We start from the raw sequence: 18,773 nt of genomic DNA on the forward strand, positions 1-18,773 counted from the left end.
GGTGCTCTGTCCAGTAATTTGTACAATCTGAAATATAAATGTAACTTTTGAAACCTGATTTTTTGAAAATTGATTTCCGTGCTTTTTGAGAATTCATGATCTGAAATAACTCATAGACCTATTGGCAAATGCGGACAAATGTGCTATAATATAAAAGATATACTGATAATATCAAACAGCCATACCAAAGGAGGACTCCCCTTGCCCGATTTCGTTCATCTTCATCTGCACAGCGAATATTCACTGCTTGACGGCGCCTGCCGAATCGACAGGCTTGCCGCACGTCTTAAAGAAGTGGGGCAGACTGCCTGTGCAGTCACAGACCACGGCAATATGTTCGCGGAGATAGAATTCTATAATACAATGAAAGCCGCGGGGATAAAACCCATACTGGGCTGTGAGGTATACGTGGCTCAGGGCAGCCATGAGGATAAGGATCACCGTGGAGGCAAGCCCTATCATCTGATACTCCTCTGCGAGAACGAAACAGGCTACCGCAATCTGATAAAGCTGGTATCACTGGGCTACACCGAGGGCTTTTACAGCCGACCACGAATAGACCTTGAACTTTTGAGAAAGTACCACGATGGTCTGATATGCCTTTCGGGGTGCATAGCAGGAGAGCTTGCACGGAAGATAACCAACGGCAACTACAAAGGCGCTGTGGAAACTGCCAAACTCTACAGCGATATCTTCGGTGAAAATAACTATTTCATTGAGATACAGAAACACCGCGACCCTGTCGAGCAAAGGGTAATGCCCTCGCTGATACGTCTCGCTGACGAAACAGGCATACCCCTCTGCCTTACCAATGACTGCCACTATCTGAGGCGTGAGGATTCTCAGGCACAGCAGGTGCTGATGTGCATATCAACCGCCACCACCACTGATGACCCCGCAATATCTTTTGCAAGCGACGAGTTCTATGTTAAGTCAGCCGATGAGATGGCTGAACTTTTCCCCGCCCTGCCGGAAGCTATGCTGAACACCGTCCGCATTGCGGATAGGTGCAACGTTGAAATAAAATTCGGAAGCACGGTACTGCCTTACTTTGGAATTGAGGGAGTAAATGACAACGCAGAATACCTACGCAATATGTGCCGTGAGGGGCTTTACAGGCGCTACGGCGAGCCCTCACAAGAAGCCATTGAACGGATGGAATACGAGCTTTCCGTCATAAACGGCATGGGCTATACCGACTACTACCTGATAGTCTGGGATTTCATAAACTATGCCAAAAGCCACGATATCCCTGTTGGTCCCGGAAGAGGTTCGGGCGCGGGAAGCCTTTGCGCTTACTGTATCGGCATAACCGATATCGACCCGCTGAAATACGACCTGCTGTTCGAGCGTTTCCTCAACCCCGAAAGAGTCACCATGCCCGACTTTGATATCGACTTCTGCGTTGAGGGCAGACAGAGGGTCATAGATTACGTTGTTGAAAAATACGGTGCCGACCATGTTGCACAGATAGCGACCTTCGGTACGTTGGGCGCAAAACAGGCGCTCCGCGATGTTGCAAGGACTATGGGCGAGCCCTATGCCACAGGTGACAGGCTTGCAAAAGCCGCGCCGCGTTCAATGGCGCTTAGTGTTTCGGTGGAAAAGATACCCGAGCTGAGAGATATGTACAACAGCGATATGAAGCTCAGGAAAATAATCGACACCGCCATACTCATCGAGGGTATGCCAAGAAATGTATCCACCCATGCGGCAGGTGTAGTTATAACGAAAGAATCCGTTGATTTCTATGTGCCGCTGTACGCCCGCGACGGCGCTGTATCGACCCAGTACACCATGACGGTACTTGAACGGCTGGGACTTCTGAAAATAGATTTTCTTGGGCTTAGCAACCTCACGATAATAAAGCACTGCTGTGACGAGATAAAAAAGACTCACCCCGATTTTGATATCGAGCATATCCCGCTGGACGACAAAGCGGTATATGATATGCTCTCCCGCGGTGAGACTGAGGGCGTTTTCCAGTTTGAATCAGGAGGTATGACGGCTACTATCATGAAGCTTCGTCCATCCGGTATAGAAGACCTCATCGCGGTGCTTTCGCTGTACCGTCCGGGACCTATGGATTCGATACCAAACTATATCCGCTGTCGTCATGACCCAAAACTCGTGAGCTACAAGCACCCCATGCTGAAACCGATACTGGAAGTCACCTACGGCTGTATAGTTTATCAGGAACAGGTCATGCAGATATTCCGCTCGCTGGCGGGATACTCTTTCGCAAGAGCTGACCTTGTAAGGCGAGCTATGTCAAAGAAAAAGGCAGATGTGCTTGAAAACGAGCGCAAAGCTTTCATATGGGGCGATGATGATGTCTGCGGCGCGGTGGCAAACGGTGTTCCCGAAAAGACCGCCAACGAGATATTCGATGAAATGACAAGCTTTGCAAGCTACGCTTTCAACAAATCCCACGCGGCGGCTTACGCTACTGTTGCTTACAGGACGGCTTATCTGAAATGTCACTTCTTTAAGGAGTATTTTTCATCGCTGATGACAGATGCCATAAATGAAAGCACTGAGAAGCTCTACGGTTATATTTCAGCCGTTAAAAAGCGGGGTGTGGCAGTACTTCCGCCCGATATCAACAGAAGTATGAGCGGTTTCGCAGGAGAAGGCGATTCCATACGTTTCGGACTTCTGGGGATAAAGGGTCTGGGAAGCAATTCCATCGCTTCGATTATAAGGGAGAGGTCGCTGGGTGGAGACTTTGTCAGCCTGCAGGACTTCTGCCGACGTATGCAGGGCAGAGATATCCACACCAAGACAGCTGAAGCACTGATAAAAGCGGGGGCGATGGATTCTCTGCCGCTGAACAGGCATGAAAAGCTGATAAACTGCGAAGTGATACTTGGTGACCTCAGCAGGTCGGCAAATGACAGACTGGAGGGGCAGCTGGACTTTTTCGGCGGCGGTACCGCAGGAAGCAGTCTTGAGAAGCCCATCATAGATGCAGAGGAGTTTTCATCTGAAGAACTACTCGCTTTTGAGCATGAAGCGCTGGGAATGTATCTTTCAGCCCACCCCATAGACCCCTGCGAACCCTTTGCAAAAGCGGCGGGATTTACAGCAGTGAGGACTATACTTGATGCGGGACCGAGCGGCGAGGGCAAGACCGCGGATATACTCGTCATGGTGACGAAGAAACGCGCTTTTACCACTAAAAAGGGAGATATGATGTGCTTTGCCGCCTGCGAGGACAAAACAGGCGAGATAGAAATGGTTGTATTCCCGAAAGTATACCTTGCGACAGGCAAGCTGATAAGCGAGAACGCCGTTCTCCACGTAAGGGGCAAAGTCTCGGTCAAAGACGACGAGCCACCGAAGATAATGGCTGACCTTGTGGAAACGGGAGAAAGATTTGTAACACAGGCACTTGGCAGAGGGATATGTCTGCGGCTGGATTCAAGGGACAAGCCTCGGCTTGAAGCGTTAAGTGCGGCGGCACATAAATATGCCAGCGAGAGCGGCACCGGTCTGACGGTCTATTTTTCAGACCTGAACCGCCGAACCGCCATAAAGGGCGCCCGCAGGATACGCATAAACGACAGGATAATGAACGAACTCACCGAGATAGTCGGCGAGGGCAACACAGCATTCGGATAAGGAGAGAAAACTATGGGACCTATAATATACAAAGTAGCAAGGATAGACGGCGATTACGCTCATCTTACAAACACAGAAACAGGCGAGGATATCCTCGTTGCAATGGCGCTTCTGCCCGATGAAACAGATGAGGGCATGGTACTCCGCTGGGAGAATTTTGAATACAGCGTTGAGGGATAAAAGTACCTTCTGCAAATATGACATATGAAATAATTTGTTTCAGATGTCTTTACTTTTGTTTGTTGTTATGGTATAATATCTTTATAAGATAAAAAACTAAGGTGGATTTATGATATTTTTTTTCAAACCGACATTTGTTTTCGACAAGGTAAAGGATATTACTCCGGATTTTCTTAAAAAGCATGGTATAAAAGGGCTTCTGCTCGATCTTGACAACACGTTGACCACACACAACAATCCTGTGGTGCCGCAGTCAAGCCTTGATTGGATAGAGCTTATGAAGCAGAACGGTGTAAAGCTTATGATAGTATCCAACAACCATGCACCGAGAGTAACGCCCTTTGCTCAGCAGCTGGGTATCGACTTTGAGTGCGAGGGCGCTAAGCCCCTGACTTTCGGTTACAGCAGAGCAATAAAACGCCTGGGGCTGAAAAAAAGCGAGGTAGCCGCCGTGGGTGACCAGATATTCACGGATATAATGGGTTCAAACCTCAAGGGGATTCGCTCTTTCTTTGTATTTCCCATCAAGCCCGAAGAAAGCCTGCCTTTCAGGTTCAAGAGAGCCTGCGAGAAACCGTTTTTGCCGAAGCTGAGTAAGTAACTTACGGTCGGAATGACCGAATAAATAAACGGAGGTATGTAACATGAGTGATTTTTTCAGAGAACTTATAGGTGTTAAGTGCAACTTTGCTACCAATGACGGTGAGTACCGCAATTATGTGCTGAGAGATATCTCAAACGAATGGATAGTTGTTGAAAAAGGCACAGAATCGGTATATCTCAATCTGTCTCACGTTATTTCCATCAAAGTTGCAACCAACAAGGATGAAGCATGATCTTATGACCTCGGACAGCAAAAGCCCGTGCACTGCGCACGGGCTTTCTTATTTTATCAGAATACAAACATATATCCTGCGGCGGCTACCTTATCGCCTATCTGTATGCGCTGCCATTGGCATATGCAGCTGCCGTGTTTTTTTGAGAACTCTTTCTGTGCATTTTTTAGCATATCTCCGCCTATCTGTGATGCAGTGAGATACTTCTCTGAGCTGTCGGCTTTTTCAAGCGACCAGCCCTCAGTATCTTCGGGAATGATATACACATTCATGGAACGCTTATTAAATGCAGATTCCATGGCATTTACTATATCCTCTGTGGATTTTACTGTCAAAAGTTCATGTGCGGCATAACTGTCCTCATCGGTATCGCATACAGGGTCGCTGCTGCTGTCCCAGAGATGTCGGTCAGCCATTATCTCCTTGGAGGTATTGAAATACTTGTGCTGCTCGGGTCTGCCATCTTTATCGGGTATAGGGTCGTCCCAGGTGACATCCATATAATACCAATGACCGTTTATCTGAACCATGTTCCATGCGTGTGCCTCATTATCATCAGCAGCGGCAAGTGTCGAAGTACAGGGTATCTCCAGCATATCCATGAACATATTGAAAGTAGTGGTATACCCGCTGCATATGCATTTGCCGTCAACAAGTGCGCCGTAGGGGTCGGCTGCGTGCTCACCATGGTCTTCAAATATACCGAGCATATTTATATCATAGGTAACGTTCTGCACGATAAAATCGTGTATCGCAAGTTCCTTGGCGTAATCGTCCATGCCGTCGGTGATAACTTCATCGATAACATACGATGCCCTCTTGTATATCTCTGTCTGTATATCATCCAGACCGGAGGGGTCGCCTGCAAGATACGCCTGTGATATCGGTGTCCAGTCATAGAGAGTGTCTTCCTCATCACCGGTGGTATCCTCATCGGAGGTCGGAGTGTCATCTGCCTTGGCGGTGGCTGCTGTTGTTTCAGCAGTGCTTTCCTCTGCCAAACTGTTTTCTGCTTTTTCAGGTGTTTCCGAACAACTGCCCAGCATGAGCGCTGCCGCCAGTATTGCTATCGTTTTGCTTCTTCTCATCTTTTATTCTCCTGTCTTTCTATTTTGCCTTGCCTTTAACAATGGCTGCTATCTTTGTTAGGTCAGTGATATTCACTTTGCCATCACTATTCATATCGGCATATTTAAAGTTTTCTTCATTGAGTTTCTTCAAACCTTTTATACTTGCAGCGGTAATTGTGATATCGGTAATATTGATAAACCCGTCGCCGTTGACATCACCCTTTGCTCTGGACTTTGTTAACTTCGAGATGTCGTAATCAGTTTCAGAGATATCCTGAAGTTCAATAAAGAACCTCATGGGATCTTCGGTCGGTACATCTACTGTATGGTCTTTGCTCATGGTGTTTTCGCCCTTTGCAAAGTAGAAATCGGTCTCCAGCACATCGTCCCAGGTGCAGTCAACATAATAGCATTTGCCATCGTCCATTCTTACAGCGTTCCATGCATGGTCGCCGCCTTCTGCTATTCCCGAAACGATATAATTATCGATATCAAGATAGTTCAGCACAGCCTGATATACCCTTGCATAGCATTCACAAACGCCCTTGCCGTTCTGGCAGGCACCAAGAACATTGTGTGCCCAGGCATCACGCGAAGGAGCACCGTATGTGTCACGTGCAAATTCCAGATCTTCATTTATAGTATCATGTACTATCTTTGCTTTTTCATAAACCGAGTCTGCGTCTTCGGCTTTATCGGCTACACTTATGATATAATCCATTATATCCTGCTGAGCTTTTGCCCTTGTTCTGCCCTGTGCATAGCTGCTGTCGGATATCAGATAAAAATTTGTCTTATCCCCTGCCATCATACAATCAGTAAAATAATAAAGGGGAAAATCGTTTCTGAAAGTCAGGTAGACAATACCGACAGTATCATAATCGAGATCACCATAGGGAATAGAGGCATAGGTGTGATATACCGATATCTTGCCAAGGTTTCTGTCGGTATCTAACCAGAGCTCTGCAGCTGCTTTGCACATACTGTCGTAGGCCGCCTGCAGTGCCGCGCCGTTTTCCATAGTACCCAGATATTCATAGCCTGCCCTGCTGCTGCAGTCCATCAGAAAATTGCTGCTGTCCTCAGCGGCAGGTATACCCGCTGCGGCGGCACTTATGCCCCATGCGACAGGATCCAGTGTCATTACCGCTGCTGCGGCAAGTGCAATTATCTTCATTTTCATTTCTACTCTCTCCTTACTGAGTCGGGAATGTCATTTACTGAAAAAAACGCAGGTGCGGTAAGAATGTGATCAGTCAACTTTAACTACTATCAGACCCTCTGCATTATCTGCAATGATCTTTCTGCCCTTTACGTGAGCGGCTGTGAGAGATATATCGGCAACACTCACTTTACCGTCTTTATTGATATCAGCGACCAGCTGCTTGTCTTCCGGCAGCATCTTTCTTCCCTTTACATGGGCAGCTATCAGCGTGATATCGGCTACATTCACCTTCTCGTCCCAGCTTACATCGCCCCTCAGCCATCTTGCACGGTAAGAATCCTTAGCATAAGGAACTTCGCTTATATCCGGCAGAGGCGGCAGATAGTACCTGATATCTTCGGATCCTCTGCTGTTGACGGTATGGGTGGCTGAAAATACACCTGAGTCCATTACGAAATACTTACTGCAGGCGAAATTGTAATCCGCAGGCTCTTTTTCCTTATCGTCGAGCTGTATATCAGCATAATAGGTCATTCCGTCATCCATTCGGATAAGGTTCCAGCAGTGACGCTCATTTTTGTACCAACCTGAAACAAAATAGTTGTCGATATCAAAATAATTCAGCAATATCTGCGCTGTCCTTGCATATCCCTCGCTTGTACAGATACGGTTCTTAGCCGCGGGAATTGTCCTCGACCAGCATAGCGTAAAGTTCGCCCTTCGAGAATCCTGTTGACTTTGCTATCTCGCGGCAGGCATCTGTGCCGCGCACGCCTTTTTCCACAAGAGCCTTGACCTGCTCATATGCCTTTTCTATCGTATCAGCGTCATCTGCTTCATCGGGAGCCGCACCCTCGATAACAAGCACGAACTCGCCCTTTGCTGTCTTATTGTCGGGATACAGCTCCAGCGCCTGCGAAAGTGTTGTGCGTATCACTTCCTCATGGAGCTTTGTAAGCTCTCGGCACAGGGATATACGTCTGTCTCCGAAATAATCCAGCATATCTCTCAGGGTCTTGTGAAGCTTGTGAGGTGCTTCATAGAATATCAGGGTCTCTTCGACATCCCGCACCTGTGCAAGGTGGTCATACCTCTGGCGCTTGTTTACCGAGAGAAATCCCTCGAACCTGAACCTTGATGTATTCAGACCGCTTATTGCCAGTGCGGAGATCACCGCTGACGGTCCGGGGACTACCTCTACCTTTATACCGTTCTCGGCGCAGAGTTTTACAAGCTTCTCCCCTGGGTCGGAAATACATGGCATACCTGCATCGGTAACGATAGCGGCATCTTCACCGCCTGTCAGTCTCGCGAGTATCTGCTCGCCTGCTTTGGCTGCATTATGCTCCTGATAGCATATCAGCTGTTTTTTTATCTCAAAATGATTTAACAGTTTAAGTGTTACACGGGTATCCTCAGCGCAGATGAAATCCACGTTTTTAAGGGTCTCAACTGCACGGAAAGTCATATCTCCAAGATTGCCTATGGGCGTTCCCACAACATACAATTTACCCATCAGACATTATCCCTCCCCACTGTTTTTCCGCCTATCATCACAAGGGCGGGACTGCTCATTACCTCGAAGGGATTACCTTCAAAAAGCACCATATCTGCATCCTTGCCTACTTCAATTGAACCGACCCTATCAAAGATATCAGCTATCTTGGCAGGAGTGCAGGTGACTGCCTTTACTCCATCATAGAAACTCAATCCGTGCTTTATACATATCCCCACGGATATTGGCAGATACTCTATCGGCACTTCCGAATGATCAGTGCATACTGCGACTTCCAGACCGTTAGCTTTCAGCACAGCGGCATTTGCGGGAGATAGTTCTGCCATTTCGGGTTTGCATCTGTCGCATATCACAGGCCCTACAACACAGCTTACGTTTTCGTCTGCCAATTCATCGGCTATCAGATGACCCGAGGTGCAGTGTATAAGGGTATAGTCCAGGTCGAACTCATTGGCTATCCTCACTGCGGTGAATATATCATCTGCACGGTGACAATGGAAATGCGCCTTTATCTCACGCCTCAGCAGAGGAAGGAGCGCTTCCATAGAGCTGTCGTAATCGGGCAGGTCGCTTTCTGTTTCAGCCTGCTCGATATCCCGCATATATCTCTGTGCTTTGCAGAGATTATCCCTGATAATGCTTGCCACAGCCATTCTCGTTGCAGGTGATTGTTCGTGATCCATATAAGTAAGCTTGGGGTTTTCGCCCAGTGCGAACTTCATGCCAACGGTCTTCACGACCATTTTATCTATGCGCTTGCCTGCTGTTTTTACAGCAGCTATACTGCCCGCTATGGGATTTGTCGAACCTGGAGATACTATCACACAGGTGATGCCCGCCTGTCTTGCCATCTCAAAGCTGTGGTCTATTGGGTTTATGCCGTCGATTATGCGCAGCTGAGGTGTGCAGGGGTCGAATTCCTCATTAAGGTCTTCACCCTCGATGCCAACACCCGCCGAAGTCAGACCCATATGGGTATGTGCGTCGATGAACCCCGGGTAAAGGGTCATACCTCTGCCGTCGATATCATTCTCACTGCACTCCGAGGGACTTCCCTCCTCAACCGCTGTGATGATGCCGTTTTCAACAGTAACAAAGCCCTTATCTATCACGCGGTCATTATCGTCCATCGTATATATCCTGACATTTTTTATGCGCATATTTTTTCCTCCGACGTAATTGGTTAAATATATTATATCATACAAATTTACATATTTCAAGCCCCCCGACCCTGTATCAGGCTCGGGGGCAGACCTTCGTGTATATAACAGCTAAAGCCCAGTCTGTTTTTGAACAGCAAAAAAGCGGACACATAATGTATCCGCTTCCCGATGTCATATCAATACTTGCGCTTACGAGCAGCTTCGGACTTCTTCTTACGCTTTACCGAAGGCTTTTCGTAGTGTTCTCTCTTACGGACCTCAGCGATAACGCCGTCTCTTGCGCATGATCTCTTAAAACGCTTAAGAGCGGTATCCAGAGTTTCGTTCTTGCCAACACGAATTTCTGCCAAAATGTTTCCCTCCCTTTGCCACCTATGACAGAGGTAATCCTCCGACCGCTCCCGCACACCGCAAGGGTGATAGTGAAGGTCTGCTAGTGCAAACTTAAACGCTTTACGCTTTCTCTGTCTAAGATATGCGAGAACCTTGCAGCCGAAATAATTACAAGATAAATTATACTATATTTTGCCTGAAAAGTCAATAGCATTGAAGAAAAATTTAAAATTTATCTGAAAATATTTTCGTTCATAATTTGGTTATTTTGACAATAAAATACAATACCCGCAGAACATATTTTCCTGCGGGTATTGGTACACATCATTGTGACATTATTTTTATTCTTCGCCGTTTACCTGCTTTGTGGTTATTATAAGCTGTTCATCAGCGCTGCCTTTTTCGTAGGTGCGGAGGAAATATCCTGCGTCATCATAGATAACGTAGTACTTATCTGTAATCTGAACAATAGTTGCTTCTGTGACCTCTGCGGGTTCTTCTGCGAACTCTTCAGCTGCTTCGATAAGAGTATCATCCTCTTCTATCGTTCCGGTATAAGTGCTGTCGGGATACTTCAGCTTAAACCATTTAGTATTATCGAAAGGTCTGTAGTAGCTGCCGTCACCGCCAAGGTAAGGCGAGAAGACACGTACATCATCAACTATCTTGGTGCCGTCGCTGATCTTTACAACGGTGAGTTTTCTTGCAAGACTTTCCTTGTAGTCGATCATCATGTAATCGCCGAACATCTTGACCTGAGGATCTTCTTTGCTGAGTACCGCATCATTGTAGAACACAGTAACTTCGTCTGTATCGGTGTTGTATTCATATATGGTCTCTTTGTCTATATAGGGTCCGCCCATGAGAGAGGATTTCTTGTTGCCGAAGTAGAAGCTGTTACCCTTTGCGAACAGGAACAGGGGGTCTTCAGCGTCCTCTGTAACACCTGAATGATCGGAGGGAATAGCGATAGGATCAAGCTGAGTGATAGTACCGTCAGCGGGATCGTATACCTCAAAGTTTCTCTCGCTGTTTACATCTACAAGTATTTTGCCGTTATCAAATACATATTCGATCTTACCTACATCAAAACCTTCGGTTATATCATAGTCAGTGACCTTGCCGTCCTTGCCGACCTTTTCTATGTGTTCATCGCCGTACACGGTCTCGCTGTACATCAGATACAGATCATCGCCCTTTACGAACCAGCTGTCATAATCGTATTTGCCCTCAGCTTTCTCAAAATCCAATAATGTTTCAAGAGATCCGCTTGCTATATCATAGCAGAAAAGCTTAGTGCCATTTTTTGTGGAGTCGATATATACCTTATCGTTTGCATAAACAGGCGATGAAACACTTGCTGTATAGAAGTAATCCCCTGCATAGTTATTTATATCCGACTCGGCATATGCCTTAGCAAGATCTTCATAGTAGGTATAATACTTTGGATCTTTCAGACCAAGATCCTCAGCAGGTGCTTCAGCTTCGGACGAAGTATTCTCAGCATCGGTTATCTCAGCATTTATCTCATCCTTGATCTCGTTAAGCTCTTCCTTTTCCTGTTCATCGAGTTCGCTCAATGCTTCATTTACCTGATCTTTTTCAGTTTTGTCCTCGGTTTTGCTGTCACCGCAGCCTGCCAGCGATATGCACACAGATGCCGCCATCAGGAGCGCTGCTATCTTTGCTATCTTTGCTTTCATTTCACTACCTCCTGCGAAAATTTTTATAAACAGTTCTCATTATACAGGTATATTATGAACCCTTGTTATATAATATATTAATATAGATTTAATATTCAAAATTTGTTAATTATTTATCATTTGCAAATACAACATCAGGCAGATACCTCAACCGAAGCATCTGCCTGTAATGAACTTATTTAACTACGATATTTACCAGTTTGTTGGGTACAACGATCTCCTTGACAACGTTCTTGCCCTCGATGACCTTGGCTACATTTTCATCAGCCTTAGCCTTTGCGAGAACGCTATCCTTTTCCTCGTCCTTGGCAATGTTCAGCTTTGTCTTGATCTTGCCGTTTACCTGTACGACTATCTCAACGGTATCCTCTACCAGCTGTGCTTCGTCGTAGGTAGGCCACTTCTCAAAAGCGATGGTATCATCATGACCCATTATGCTCCATATCTCTTCACCGATATGAGGCGAGATGCAGGACAGCATCTTGATAAGACCCTCAGCATACTCTCTGGGGCAGGTGCCGTTCTTGTATACCGCATTGACGAATATCATCATCTGTGCGATGGCTGTGTTGAATGCCAGTGTCTCGAAATCGTCGGTGACTTTCTTAACAGTCTGGTGGTATACCTTTGTGAGTGCGCCGTCGTTATCGTCGGTGAGGTTCTTATCCTCGGTGAAGAAATTCCATACACGGTTGAGGAACTTCTTTGCACCCTCAACACCGCTCTGGCTCCAGGGCTTGGAAACTTCCAGAGGTCCCATGAACATCTCGTAAAGTCTGAGGGTATCAGCACCGAAATCTCTGATGATATCCGAGGGATTTACAACGAACTCAGGGAAACGCTTACCCATCTTGATGCCGTTTGAACCCAGTATCATACCCTGATGTACCAGCTTCTTGAAGGGCTCCTTGGTAGGTGCAAGACCCTTGTCGTAGAGGTATCTGTTCCAGATACGGGAGTATATCAGGTGACCTACGGTATGCTCGGGTCCGCCGATGTAGAGGTCAACAGGCATCCAGTGCTTCAGAAGCTCGGGGTCTGCAAACTGCTTATCGTTGTTGGGGTCGATATATCTCAGGAAGTACCAGCTTGAACCTGCGCTTCCTGGCATGGTAGATGTTTCTCTTACGCCCTTTATGCCGTTGTGGTCGTACTGCTTCCACTCGGTTGCATTTTCAAGAGGAGCTTTGCCGTTCTTGCCCTTGTAGTCGTCCAGCTCGGGCAGTACCAGAGGCAGTTCTTCATCATCCAGTACATGTATGCCGTTCTCTGTATGTACCACAGGTACGGGCTCGCCCCAGTATCTCTGACGTGCAAATATCCACTCACGGAAATGATAGTTTACAGTGCGCTTTGCTCTGCCCATCTTTTCCAGCTTAACGGTAATGGCTTCCTTAGCTTCTTCAACGGTCAGACCTGTGAACTCCTCCGAATTTATCAGCTTGTAACCCTTGCCAAGGTACTCGCCCTTTTCCATAGCGGCACCTGTAACGTCGATATGACCGTCCTTGCCGTCTATTACCTGTATCATATCTATATTGTGAGCAACAGCATATTCAAAGTCACGCTGATCGTGGCTGGGTACTGCCATTACTGCACCCGTGCCGTAGCTTGCAAGTACGAAATCGCCGATGAACATACGAACTTCCTTGCCGTTTACAGGGTTTATACAAGTAACGCCCTTCAGCTCGCAGCCTGACTTTGTCTTGTTGAGCTCGGTACGGTCCATATCATTTTTCTTCTTTGTCTCGTCGATATAAGCCTGGACTTCATCGCGGTTCTGAACTCTGTCAAGAAGTCTCTCGGTTATCTCACCATCGGGAGCAAGAACCATGAATGTGATACCGTAGATGGTCTCGATACAAGTGGTGAATATGGAGAACTTTCCTCCACCAACGATATCGAACTCTACCTCAACACCTGTGGACTTGCCTATCCAGTTGCGCTGCATACTCTTTGTTGATTCGGGCCAGTCTATCTCGTCCAGACCCTCCAGCAGTTTTTCAGCGAAAGCAGGCTGGTCGATGACCCACTGCTTCATATTCTTTCTTACAACAGGGAAACCGCCGCGCTCGGACTTGCCGTCGATGACTTCATCGTTGGAAAGAACTGTACCAAGCTCCTCGCACCAGTTTACAGGCATATCTATATACTTAGCATAGCCGTCCAGATACAGCTGCTTGAATATCCACTGTGTCCACTTGTAGAAAGCGGGGTCGGAGGTTGCAATCATCTTTGACCAGTCATAGTCAAAGCCCAGTTCTTTCAGCTGCTTGGAGAAAGTCTTGATATTCTCCTGAGTGAAGCCGTTGGGGTGGTTGCCTGTATTTACTGCATACTGCTCTGCGGGCAGACCAAAGGAGTCATAGCCCATGGGGTGCAGTACATTATAGCCCTGCATACGCTTCATACGGGATACTATATCAGTAGCGGTATAACCTTCGGGGTGACCTGCGTGCAGACCCACGCCCGACGGATAAGGGAACATATCCAGCGCATAGAACTTTGGCTTGCTGAAATCCCATACATCAGTCTTGAAAGTTTCATGCTCTTCCCAGTACTTCTGCCATTTTTTCTCAATGGCACTGAAATCGTAATTGCTCATATTGTTTCATCTTCCTTGTATATAGTTTATGCTTTTCCAAAGCAAAAATATCACGTTCTATTATAGCATATTTTTTTTCAAATGTAAAGCCGCCGCGGATATACATCACGTATACCCCGCTCCGGAGTCATGCCTCTTTGGTCACGAACTTTGAGATATCGACCTCTTTGCCGTCAGTCCAGAGCCTTTCCAGCTTGTACTGGTCTCTTGTTTCCTTGTTGAATACGTGTACCACGATATCGCGGTAATCCAGCACTATCCAGTTGTTGGGACCGTAGCCCTCGGTATGATGAGGTTCAATACCCTCCTGAGAGAGTTTGAACTCAACTTCTTCAGCCATAGCCTTTGTCTGCACGGTGGAACCGCCGTTTGCTATGATGAAGTAGTCAGCCAGTATCGTAAGATCGCCTATGCCTATTGCCTGTATATCTTCTCCGCGCTTTGAATCCAGCGCCTTTACTATTATTTCCAGCTTCTGCTCGGTAGTTAACTCTGCCATGTTATTCCTCCTGTATCAGTTGATAAAACTTCGATTTATTATATCATGCCTGTTTATCTTTGTCAATCGACTTATGGTATATACCTACTTTTTCATATACTTTATGTACTCGTTGTAAGCGTCCAGCGTTGCTGCGGGGATAGTGTTGCCTTTGCTGACGGAATCCGATATGGAAAATCTGAGGGCTTCGCACATGGCACGTTCGAGGCTTTTGTCTGCCAGCTTGCGCATACGGTTCACGTCCTTGTAATCCCTGTCAGCGGATATGAGGTCTGCAAGATATATTATAACATCAAGCTTGCTCATGCCGCCCGCCGCAACGGTATGCCTGCGTATAGCCGTTATTATCTCATCATCGCGGATATCGAAAAGTGTCTGTATCAGTTCTGCTCCTGCTATTGCGTGAAAAAGCGGGGGCGCTTTCGTTTCTATCTCGCTTACATCGAGTTTGGAAGCCATCACAAGTTCAAGCTGTTCTTCAGCGGGAAGCTCCTTGGCTATATCATGGAGAAGTCCTGCTGTATACGCCTTATCGCTGTCTCCGCCGTACTTTTTGGCAAGTTCAACTGCGGAAAATGCCACATTCAGCGAATGTGTATATCTCTTCTTTGATAAATGCTCCCTGAGATATTTTTTGTATATCCCTATCTGTTTGGATTCTTTCAATTTTACCCCTCACGCTTTCTGTAAAGACCTTTGCTGTTTATATACTTTCTCACCCTGCTGTCAAGATACCCCTCACAGTCTTCGCCCTGCGCGATAAGCTTTCTCAACTGTGAACTTGATACCTCAAAAGCATCGGCGGGAAGTATCTTTATATCTCCGCCTTTAGCACGGAGTTCTTCCGCTGCCTTTTCAAGTTCGGCATCGTCGCCGCTGTATCTGGTCAGACATATGAGCCCTGCCAGTGTGAGTATCTCTTCGTAGCAGTACCACTGTGTAAAGGTAGTCAGCATATCGCTGCCCATTATGAACCACAGTCTGTCCTCGGGATACAATTTTTTGAAATGGCGCAGTGTCAGCACGGAGTAGCTTTTGCCCTCCTGCCTTATCTCCCAGTCGCTGACTTCGATATCATCATGCCCTGCGAAAGTAAGCCTGCACATTTCAATCCTGTCCTCAGGAGAAGCCATATTCTCCCTGACTTTATGTGGCGGTATCCTGTCAGGCATGACTATCACCTTGTCAAGTCCCCCAAGAGTTTTTGCAAGCTCCAGCAGCCTTGCATGACCCTTGTGTATGGGGTCGAAAGTGCCGCCGTATACGCCTATGTTCATCATTTGCTCTTGAATTTGATAACAGGTTCTTCCTCGTTGCGCTTATACAGCACCAGATTTGAACCTATCACCTGTACTACCTCGGCATTTATCTTTTCTGCCAGTTCCTCAGCTGCTTCCCTTGCGGTGTACAGCGAGTTATCCAGCACCTTTACCTTTATTATCTCGTGTACCCTGAGATAGTCGTCTATCTGCGCGGTCTGCGCATCGTTAAGTCCGCCCTTGCCTATCTGGAAAGACGGCTTCATTTTCATAGCTATACTTTTAAGTTCTGCTCTCTGCTTAGTTGTTATCATATTCTGTCCTTTCGGTTTTATAAAATTCTGACGGTATTATCTTGCCGCCAGCTTTTCTTCAAGCTGTTTAAGTGCGTTTGCCCTGTGAGATACGGCATTCTTTTCCTCAGCGGGTATCTGGGCGAAGCTTCTGCCCTCGTACATGAATATAGGGTCATAGCCGAAGCCGTTCTCACCTACGGGCGCACGGTTTATGGTGCCGTATACCCTGCCCTCTACGCATATCTCACTGCCGTCGGTATCAATAAAATGTATGGTGCATACAAAGTGGGCTCCCCTTTTGTCATCGGGTACATCTTCCATCTTTTTAAGAAGATAAAGGCTTCTCTCCATGTCGTTATCGATGCCGCCGTACCTCGCCGAGTATACTCCCGGCTCGCCGTTCAGGGCATCAACGGAAAGACCGCTGTCGTCTGCCAGTACAGCACAGCCAAGTGCCTTGTATGCCGCTCTCGCTTTCAGTGCGGAGTTCTCCGCAAAAGTAGTGCCTGTTTCCTCGACTTCAAGGTCAAGCCCCGCTTCGGACTGACTCATGACTTCATATCCGTGCTTTTCCAGTATCTGCTTATATTCTCTTATTTTGCCCTTATTGTTGCTTGCTATTACAAGTTTCATTATTTCACTTCCGCTCTTATTTCTGTTATCCGACGATATTATAAAGCTCGTTCCACCTGATATCTCCCGATCTGAGTTTATCCATGAACTCATCAAGGGTACATTCTTCATGGGTCACATTTTCAGATCTGTCCTGGATCCTCGGCAGTACCGCTATTTTGTGTATTGGTGATGCCTTGAGATAAAACGCAAGTATCTCTTTTACAGTTTTCTCCCATTCGGGAACGACATATATCCACGGACTGCCTTTATCCGCAATATCAAAGAAACTCTGTTCAAGGAATATATCATCTGTCAGCCATGCAAGATACCATACACCTGTCAGCTTATCGGCAGCTTCAAAGTGATAGTACTCATCATACATGGCATCAGAAGTTTCTTTCCTGATATGGCTCTCAAATCTTACTTTCGGTAAGTTCTTCGGTATCTCGCGCCTTTTCTGTTCACGGCAGATCACTCCGAAGTCTATCAGTATCATTCAAATGCTCCTGTTATTCAAACAGCGCATCGACAAAATCCTTTGCTATAAACGGCTGGATATCGTCTATCTTTTCGCCTACGGTAACAAGTTTTACAGGTATCTTCAGGTCATCGCATATGGTAATTACGATACCGCCCTTTGCAGTGCCATCAAGCTTTGTAAGGATTATACCTGTGATATCGGCAGCCTCATTGAACTGCTGTGCCTGATTTACTGCGTTCTGTCCTGTGGTAGCATCCAGTGCCAGAAGAACTTCCAGAGCACAGCCCTCAGCCTGCTGATGCACTATCCTGGATATCTTTTCCAGCTCCTTCATAAGGTTCTTCTTGTTGTGGAGACGTCCTGCGGTATCGCAGATAACTACATCGGCATTTCTTGCCTTGGCAGCTGTCAGTGCATCGAATACTACTGCCGCAGGGTCAGAGCCCTCCTTGTGCTTGATAAGCTCAACGCCTGCACGATCTGTCCATACTTCCAGCTGATCTATAGCTGCGGCACGGAAAGTATCGGCTGCTGCCACGATAACGTGCTTACCCTCGTTTTTCAGCTGATTTGCCAGCTTGCCTATGGTTGTGGTCTTGCCTACGCCATTAACGCCGATGACCAGTATAACAGATGGTACGGTTGACATATCCAGAGGCTGTTCCTCGCCCAGCATCTCAGCGATAACGTCTTTCAGTATATCCTTTATCTGTGTAGGGTCGGTGATACCCTTCTGCTTAACGTAATCGCGCACTCTGTCGCATATCTTCATCGAGGTATTGACACCTATATCGGAGAGGATAAGTGTTTCTTCCAGTTCTTCAAACAGATCTTCGTCTATCTTTGTAAATGCATGGAGCAGTCTTTCTATCCTGCCCATCATCGATTCCTTTGTCTTTCTCAGACCGTTTTTCAGTTTTTCAAAAAATCCCATTATTACAAACCCCTTTCGGTAATTATTTATTTGACTTGGTCAGCCTATGATCGCCTTCCATTCGCCGTCCTCAATGATATATCTGAACTCTGAAAGATTATCCGAATTCATAACTTCCAGAAGTTCTTCAAAATCATCGACGGTGTTTATCTCGGAAAGTCTGCTGTACTCGACCCATTCCATTCTGCCCTCATCGGAGGATACCACCTCACCCGAGAACTTTGTCGCCTTGTACAGCATGACGATATAGCGTCCGCCCTCTATCGGGAACTGCTTTACTCCCACAAGTTTCGGCTCATATATATCGAGCCCTGTTTCTTCTTTCATTTCGCGTATCACCGCATCCACAAAGGACTCGCCATTTTCAACGTGTCCCCCGGGGAGAGTGTAGCCTTTCCAGTCAGCTTTTACCCTGTCCTGCAAAAGTACCCTGCTGCCGTCCTCGATAAGGCACAGCACAGTGAACTCCGCGTTCTCGGTTCTTCTCATATGTA

20 protein-coding genes are annotated in these 18,773 nt (G+C 46.8%); 4 read left to right on the forward strand and 16 right to left on the reverse strand.

Annotated features, from left to right (window positions below; translation table 11 throughout):
* Window positions 1-201: 201 nt before the first annotated feature.
* The 4 genes from N773_RS0111165 (at window position 202) to N773_RS0111180 (ending at window position 4,640) form a co-directional block, all read left to right on the forward strand.
* A complete protein-coding gene (locus N773_RS0111165) occupies window positions 202-3,624 on the forward strand; it encodes a DNA polymerase III subunit alpha (RefSeq protein WP_024857868.1) in 3,423 nt (1,140 codons plus the stop codon).
* A 12-nt stretch (window positions 3,625-3,636) separates the two neighbouring features.
* Window positions 3,637-3,804 (forward strand): hypothetical protein, encoded by a 168-nt coding sequence (locus N773_RS22630; RefSeq protein ID WP_196231635.1) that lies wholly within the window; start codon window positions 3,637-3,639, stop codon window positions 3,802-3,804.
* 109 nt (window positions 3,805-3,913) lie between these two features.
* Window positions 3,914-4,405 carry a YqeG family HAD IIIA-type phosphatase gene (locus tag N773_RS0111175; RefSeq protein WP_024857869.1) on the forward strand — a complete coding sequence of 164 codons (492 nt, stop codon included), beginning with the start codon at window positions 3,914-3,916 and terminating at the stop codon, window positions 4,403-4,405.
* Window positions 4,406-4,448: 43 nt separating this feature from the next.
* Window positions 4,449-4,640, forward strand: coding sequence for a hypothetical protein (locus N773_RS0111180; RefSeq protein WP_024857870.1), 192 nt, complete (start codon window positions 4,449-4,451; stop codon window positions 4,638-4,640).
* 56 nt (window positions 4,641-4,696) lie between these two features.
* On the opposite strand, the gene N773_RS0111185 is transcribed toward N773_RS0111180, so the two are convergent.
* The 16 genes from N773_RS0111185 to N773_RS0111260 all read right to left on the reverse strand — a co-directional run bounded on the left by N773_RS0111185 (window position 4,697) and on the right by N773_RS0111260 (window position 18,768).
* On the reverse strand, window positions 4,697-5,728 hold the full coding sequence (locus N773_RS0111185; RefSeq protein ID WP_024857871.1) for a transglutaminase domain-containing protein: 1,032 nt from the start codon (window positions 5,726-5,728) through the stop codon (window positions 4,697-4,699).
* Window positions 5,729-5,747: 19 nt separating this feature from the next.
* Window positions 5,748-6,893 (reverse strand): dockerin type I repeat-containing protein, encoded by a 1,146-nt coding sequence (locus tag N773_RS0111190; protein WP_024857872.1) that lies wholly within the window; start codon window positions 6,891-6,893, stop codon window positions 5,748-5,750.
* 69 nt (window positions 6,894-6,962) lie between these two features.
* The gene (locus N773_RS0111195; RefSeq protein ID WP_024857873.1) at window positions 6,963-7,502 is read right to left on the reverse strand and encodes a dockerin type I repeat-containing protein; all 540 of its coding nucleotides are present in this window, start codon (window positions 7,500-7,502) and stop codon (window positions 6,963-6,965) included.
* A gap of 46 nt (window positions 7,503-7,548) precedes the next feature.
* Window positions 7,549-8,391 (reverse strand): 16S rRNA (cytidine(1402)-2'-O)-methyltransferase, encoded by an 843-nt coding sequence (gene rsmI, locus N773_RS0111200; RefSeq protein ID WP_196231636.1) that lies wholly within the window; start codon window positions 8,389-8,391, stop codon window positions 7,549-7,551.
* A complete protein-coding gene (locus N773_RS0111205; RefSeq protein WP_024857875.1) occupies window positions 8,391-9,551 on the reverse strand; it encodes an amidohydrolase in 1,161 nt (386 codons plus the stop codon). Before N773_RS0111205 ends, rsmI begins: the two co-directional genes overlap by 1 nt.
* Before the next feature lie 179 nt (window positions 9,552-9,730).
* Window positions 9,731-9,904, reverse strand: coding sequence for a 30S ribosomal protein S21 (gene rpsU, locus N773_RS0111210; RefSeq protein WP_002847085.1), 174 nt, complete (start codon window positions 9,902-9,904; stop codon window positions 9,731-9,733).
* Between the two features lie 324 nt (window positions 9,905-10,228).
* Complete coding sequence (locus N773_RS0111215; protein ID WP_024857876.1) at window positions 10,229-11,590, reverse strand: hypothetical protein; 1,362 nt, start codon at window positions 11,588-11,590, stop codon at window positions 10,229-10,231.
* 175 nt (window positions 11,591-11,765) lie between these two features.
* The gene (gene leuS / locus N773_RS0111220) at window positions 11,766-14,195 is read right to left on the reverse strand and encodes a leucine--tRNA ligase (RefSeq protein WP_024857877.1); all 2,430 of its coding nucleotides are present in this window, start codon (window positions 14,193-14,195) and stop codon (window positions 11,766-11,768) included.
* Window positions 14,196-14,322: 127 nt separating this feature from the next.
* Window positions 14,323-14,694: a ribosome silencing factor gene (gene rsfS / locus N773_RS0111225; RefSeq protein WP_024857878.1), complete on the reverse strand. Its 372-nt coding sequence runs from the start codon at window positions 14,692-14,694 to the stop codon at window positions 14,323-14,325.
* An 84-nt stretch (window positions 14,695-14,778) separates the two neighbouring features.
* A complete protein-coding gene (gene yqeK, locus N773_RS0111230) occupies window positions 14,779-15,360 on the reverse strand; it encodes a bis(5'-nucleosyl)-tetraphosphatase (symmetrical) YqeK (protein ID WP_024857879.1) in 582 nt (193 codons plus the stop codon).
* Window positions 15,361-15,362: 2 nt separating this feature from the next.
* Complete coding sequence (gene nadD / locus N773_RS0111235) at window positions 15,363-15,974, reverse strand: nicotinate (nicotinamide) nucleotide adenylyltransferase (RefSeq protein WP_242840380.1); 612 nt, start codon at window positions 15,972-15,974, stop codon at window positions 15,363-15,365.
* A complete protein-coding gene (locus N773_RS0111240; protein WP_024857881.1) occupies window positions 15,971-16,267 on the reverse strand; it encodes a YhbY family RNA-binding protein in 297 nt (98 codons plus the stop codon). The genes nadD and N773_RS0111240 overlap by 4 nt, the downstream gene beginning before the upstream one ends.
* Before the next feature lie 36 nt (window positions 16,268-16,303).
* On the reverse strand, window positions 16,304-16,882 hold the full coding sequence (gene rdgB, locus N773_RS0111245) for an RdgB/HAM1 family non-canonical purine NTP pyrophosphatase (protein ID WP_024857882.1): 579 nt from the start codon (window positions 16,880-16,882) through the stop codon (window positions 16,304-16,306).
* A 25-nt stretch (window positions 16,883-16,907) separates the two neighbouring features.
* On the reverse strand, window positions 16,908-17,360 hold the full coding sequence (locus N773_RS0111250; RefSeq protein ID WP_024857883.1) for a hypothetical protein: 453 nt from the start codon (window positions 17,358-17,360) through the stop codon (window positions 16,908-16,910).
* Between the two features lie 13 nt (window positions 17,361-17,373).
* A complete protein-coding gene (gene ftsY, locus N773_RS0111255) occupies window positions 17,374-18,279 on the reverse strand; it encodes a signal recognition particle-docking protein FtsY (RefSeq protein ID WP_024857884.1) in 906 nt (301 codons plus the stop codon).
* 39 nt (window positions 18,280-18,318) lie between these two features.
* Window positions 18,319-18,768 carry an 8-oxo-dGTP diphosphatase gene (locus tag N773_RS0111260; RefSeq protein WP_024857885.1) on the reverse strand — a complete coding sequence of 150 codons (450 nt, stop codon included), beginning with the start codon at window positions 18,766-18,768 and terminating at the stop codon, window positions 18,319-18,321.
* Between the last annotated feature and the right edge of the window lie 5 nt (window positions 18,769-18,773).

The organism is Ruminococcus albus AD2013, assembly GCF_000526775.1.
GTDB classification, from domain to species: domain Bacteria; phylum Bacillota; class Clostridia; order Oscillospirales; family Ruminococcaceae; genus Hominimerdicola; species Hominimerdicola alba_A.

Coding starts and splice junctions, on each gene's coding strand:
- N773_RS22630 (WP_196231635.1), top strand. CDS start 3,637: ATGGGACCTATAATATACAAAGTAGCAAGGATAGACGGCGATTACGCT.
- N773_RS0111175 (WP_024857869.1), top strand. CDS start 3,914: ATGATATTTTTTTTCAAACCGACATTTGTTTTCGACAAGGTAAAGGAT.
- N773_RS0111180 (WP_024857870.1), top strand. CDS start 4,449: ATGAGTGATTTTTTCAGAGAACTTATAGGTGTTAAGTGCAACTTTGCT.
- N773_RS0111185 (WP_024857871.1), bottom strand. CDS start 5,728: ATGAGAAGAAGCAAAACGATAGCAATACTGGCGGCAGCGCTCATGCTG.
- N773_RS0111190 (WP_024857872.1), bottom strand. CDS start 6,893: ATGAAAATGAAGATAATTGCACTTGCCGCAGCAGCGGTAATGACACTG.
- rsmI (WP_196231636.1), bottom strand. CDS start 8,391: ATGGGTAAATTGTATGTTGTGGGAACGCCCATAGGCAATCTTGGAGAT.
- N773_RS0111205 (WP_024857875.1), bottom strand. CDS start 9,551: ATGCGCATAAAAAATGTCAGGATATATACGATGGACGATAATGACCGC.
- N773_RS0111215 (WP_024857876.1), bottom strand. CDS start 11,590: ATGAAAGCAAAGATAGCAAAGATAGCAGCGCTCCTGATGGCGGCATCT.
- leuS (WP_024857877.1), bottom strand. CDS start 14,195: ATGAGCAATTACGATTTCAGTGCCATTGAGAAAAAATGGCAGAAGTAC.
- rsfS (WP_024857878.1), bottom strand. CDS start 14,694: ATGGCAGAGTTAACTACCGAGCAGAAGCTGGAAATAATAGTAAAGGCG.
- nadD (WP_242840380.1), bottom strand. CDS start 15,974: ATGATGAACATAGGCGTATACGGCGGCACTTTCGACCCCATACACAAG.
- N773_RS0111240 (WP_024857881.1), bottom strand. CDS start 16,267: ATGATAACAACTAAGCAGAGAGCAGAACTTAAAAGTATAGCTATGAAA.
- rdgB (WP_024857882.1), bottom strand. CDS start 16,882: ATGAAACTTGTAATAGCAAGCAACAATAAGGGCAAAATAAGAGAATAT.
- N773_RS0111250 (WP_024857883.1), bottom strand. CDS start 17,360: ATGATACTGATAGACTTCGGAGTGATCTGCCGTGAACAGAAAAGGCGC.
- ftsY (WP_024857884.1), bottom strand. CDS start 18,279: ATGGGATTTTTTGAAAAACTGAAAAACGGTCTGAGAAAGACAAAGGAA.
- N773_RS0111260 (WP_024857885.1), bottom strand. CDS start 18,768: ATGAGAAGAACCGAGAACGCGGAGTTCACTGTGCTGTGCCTTATCGAG.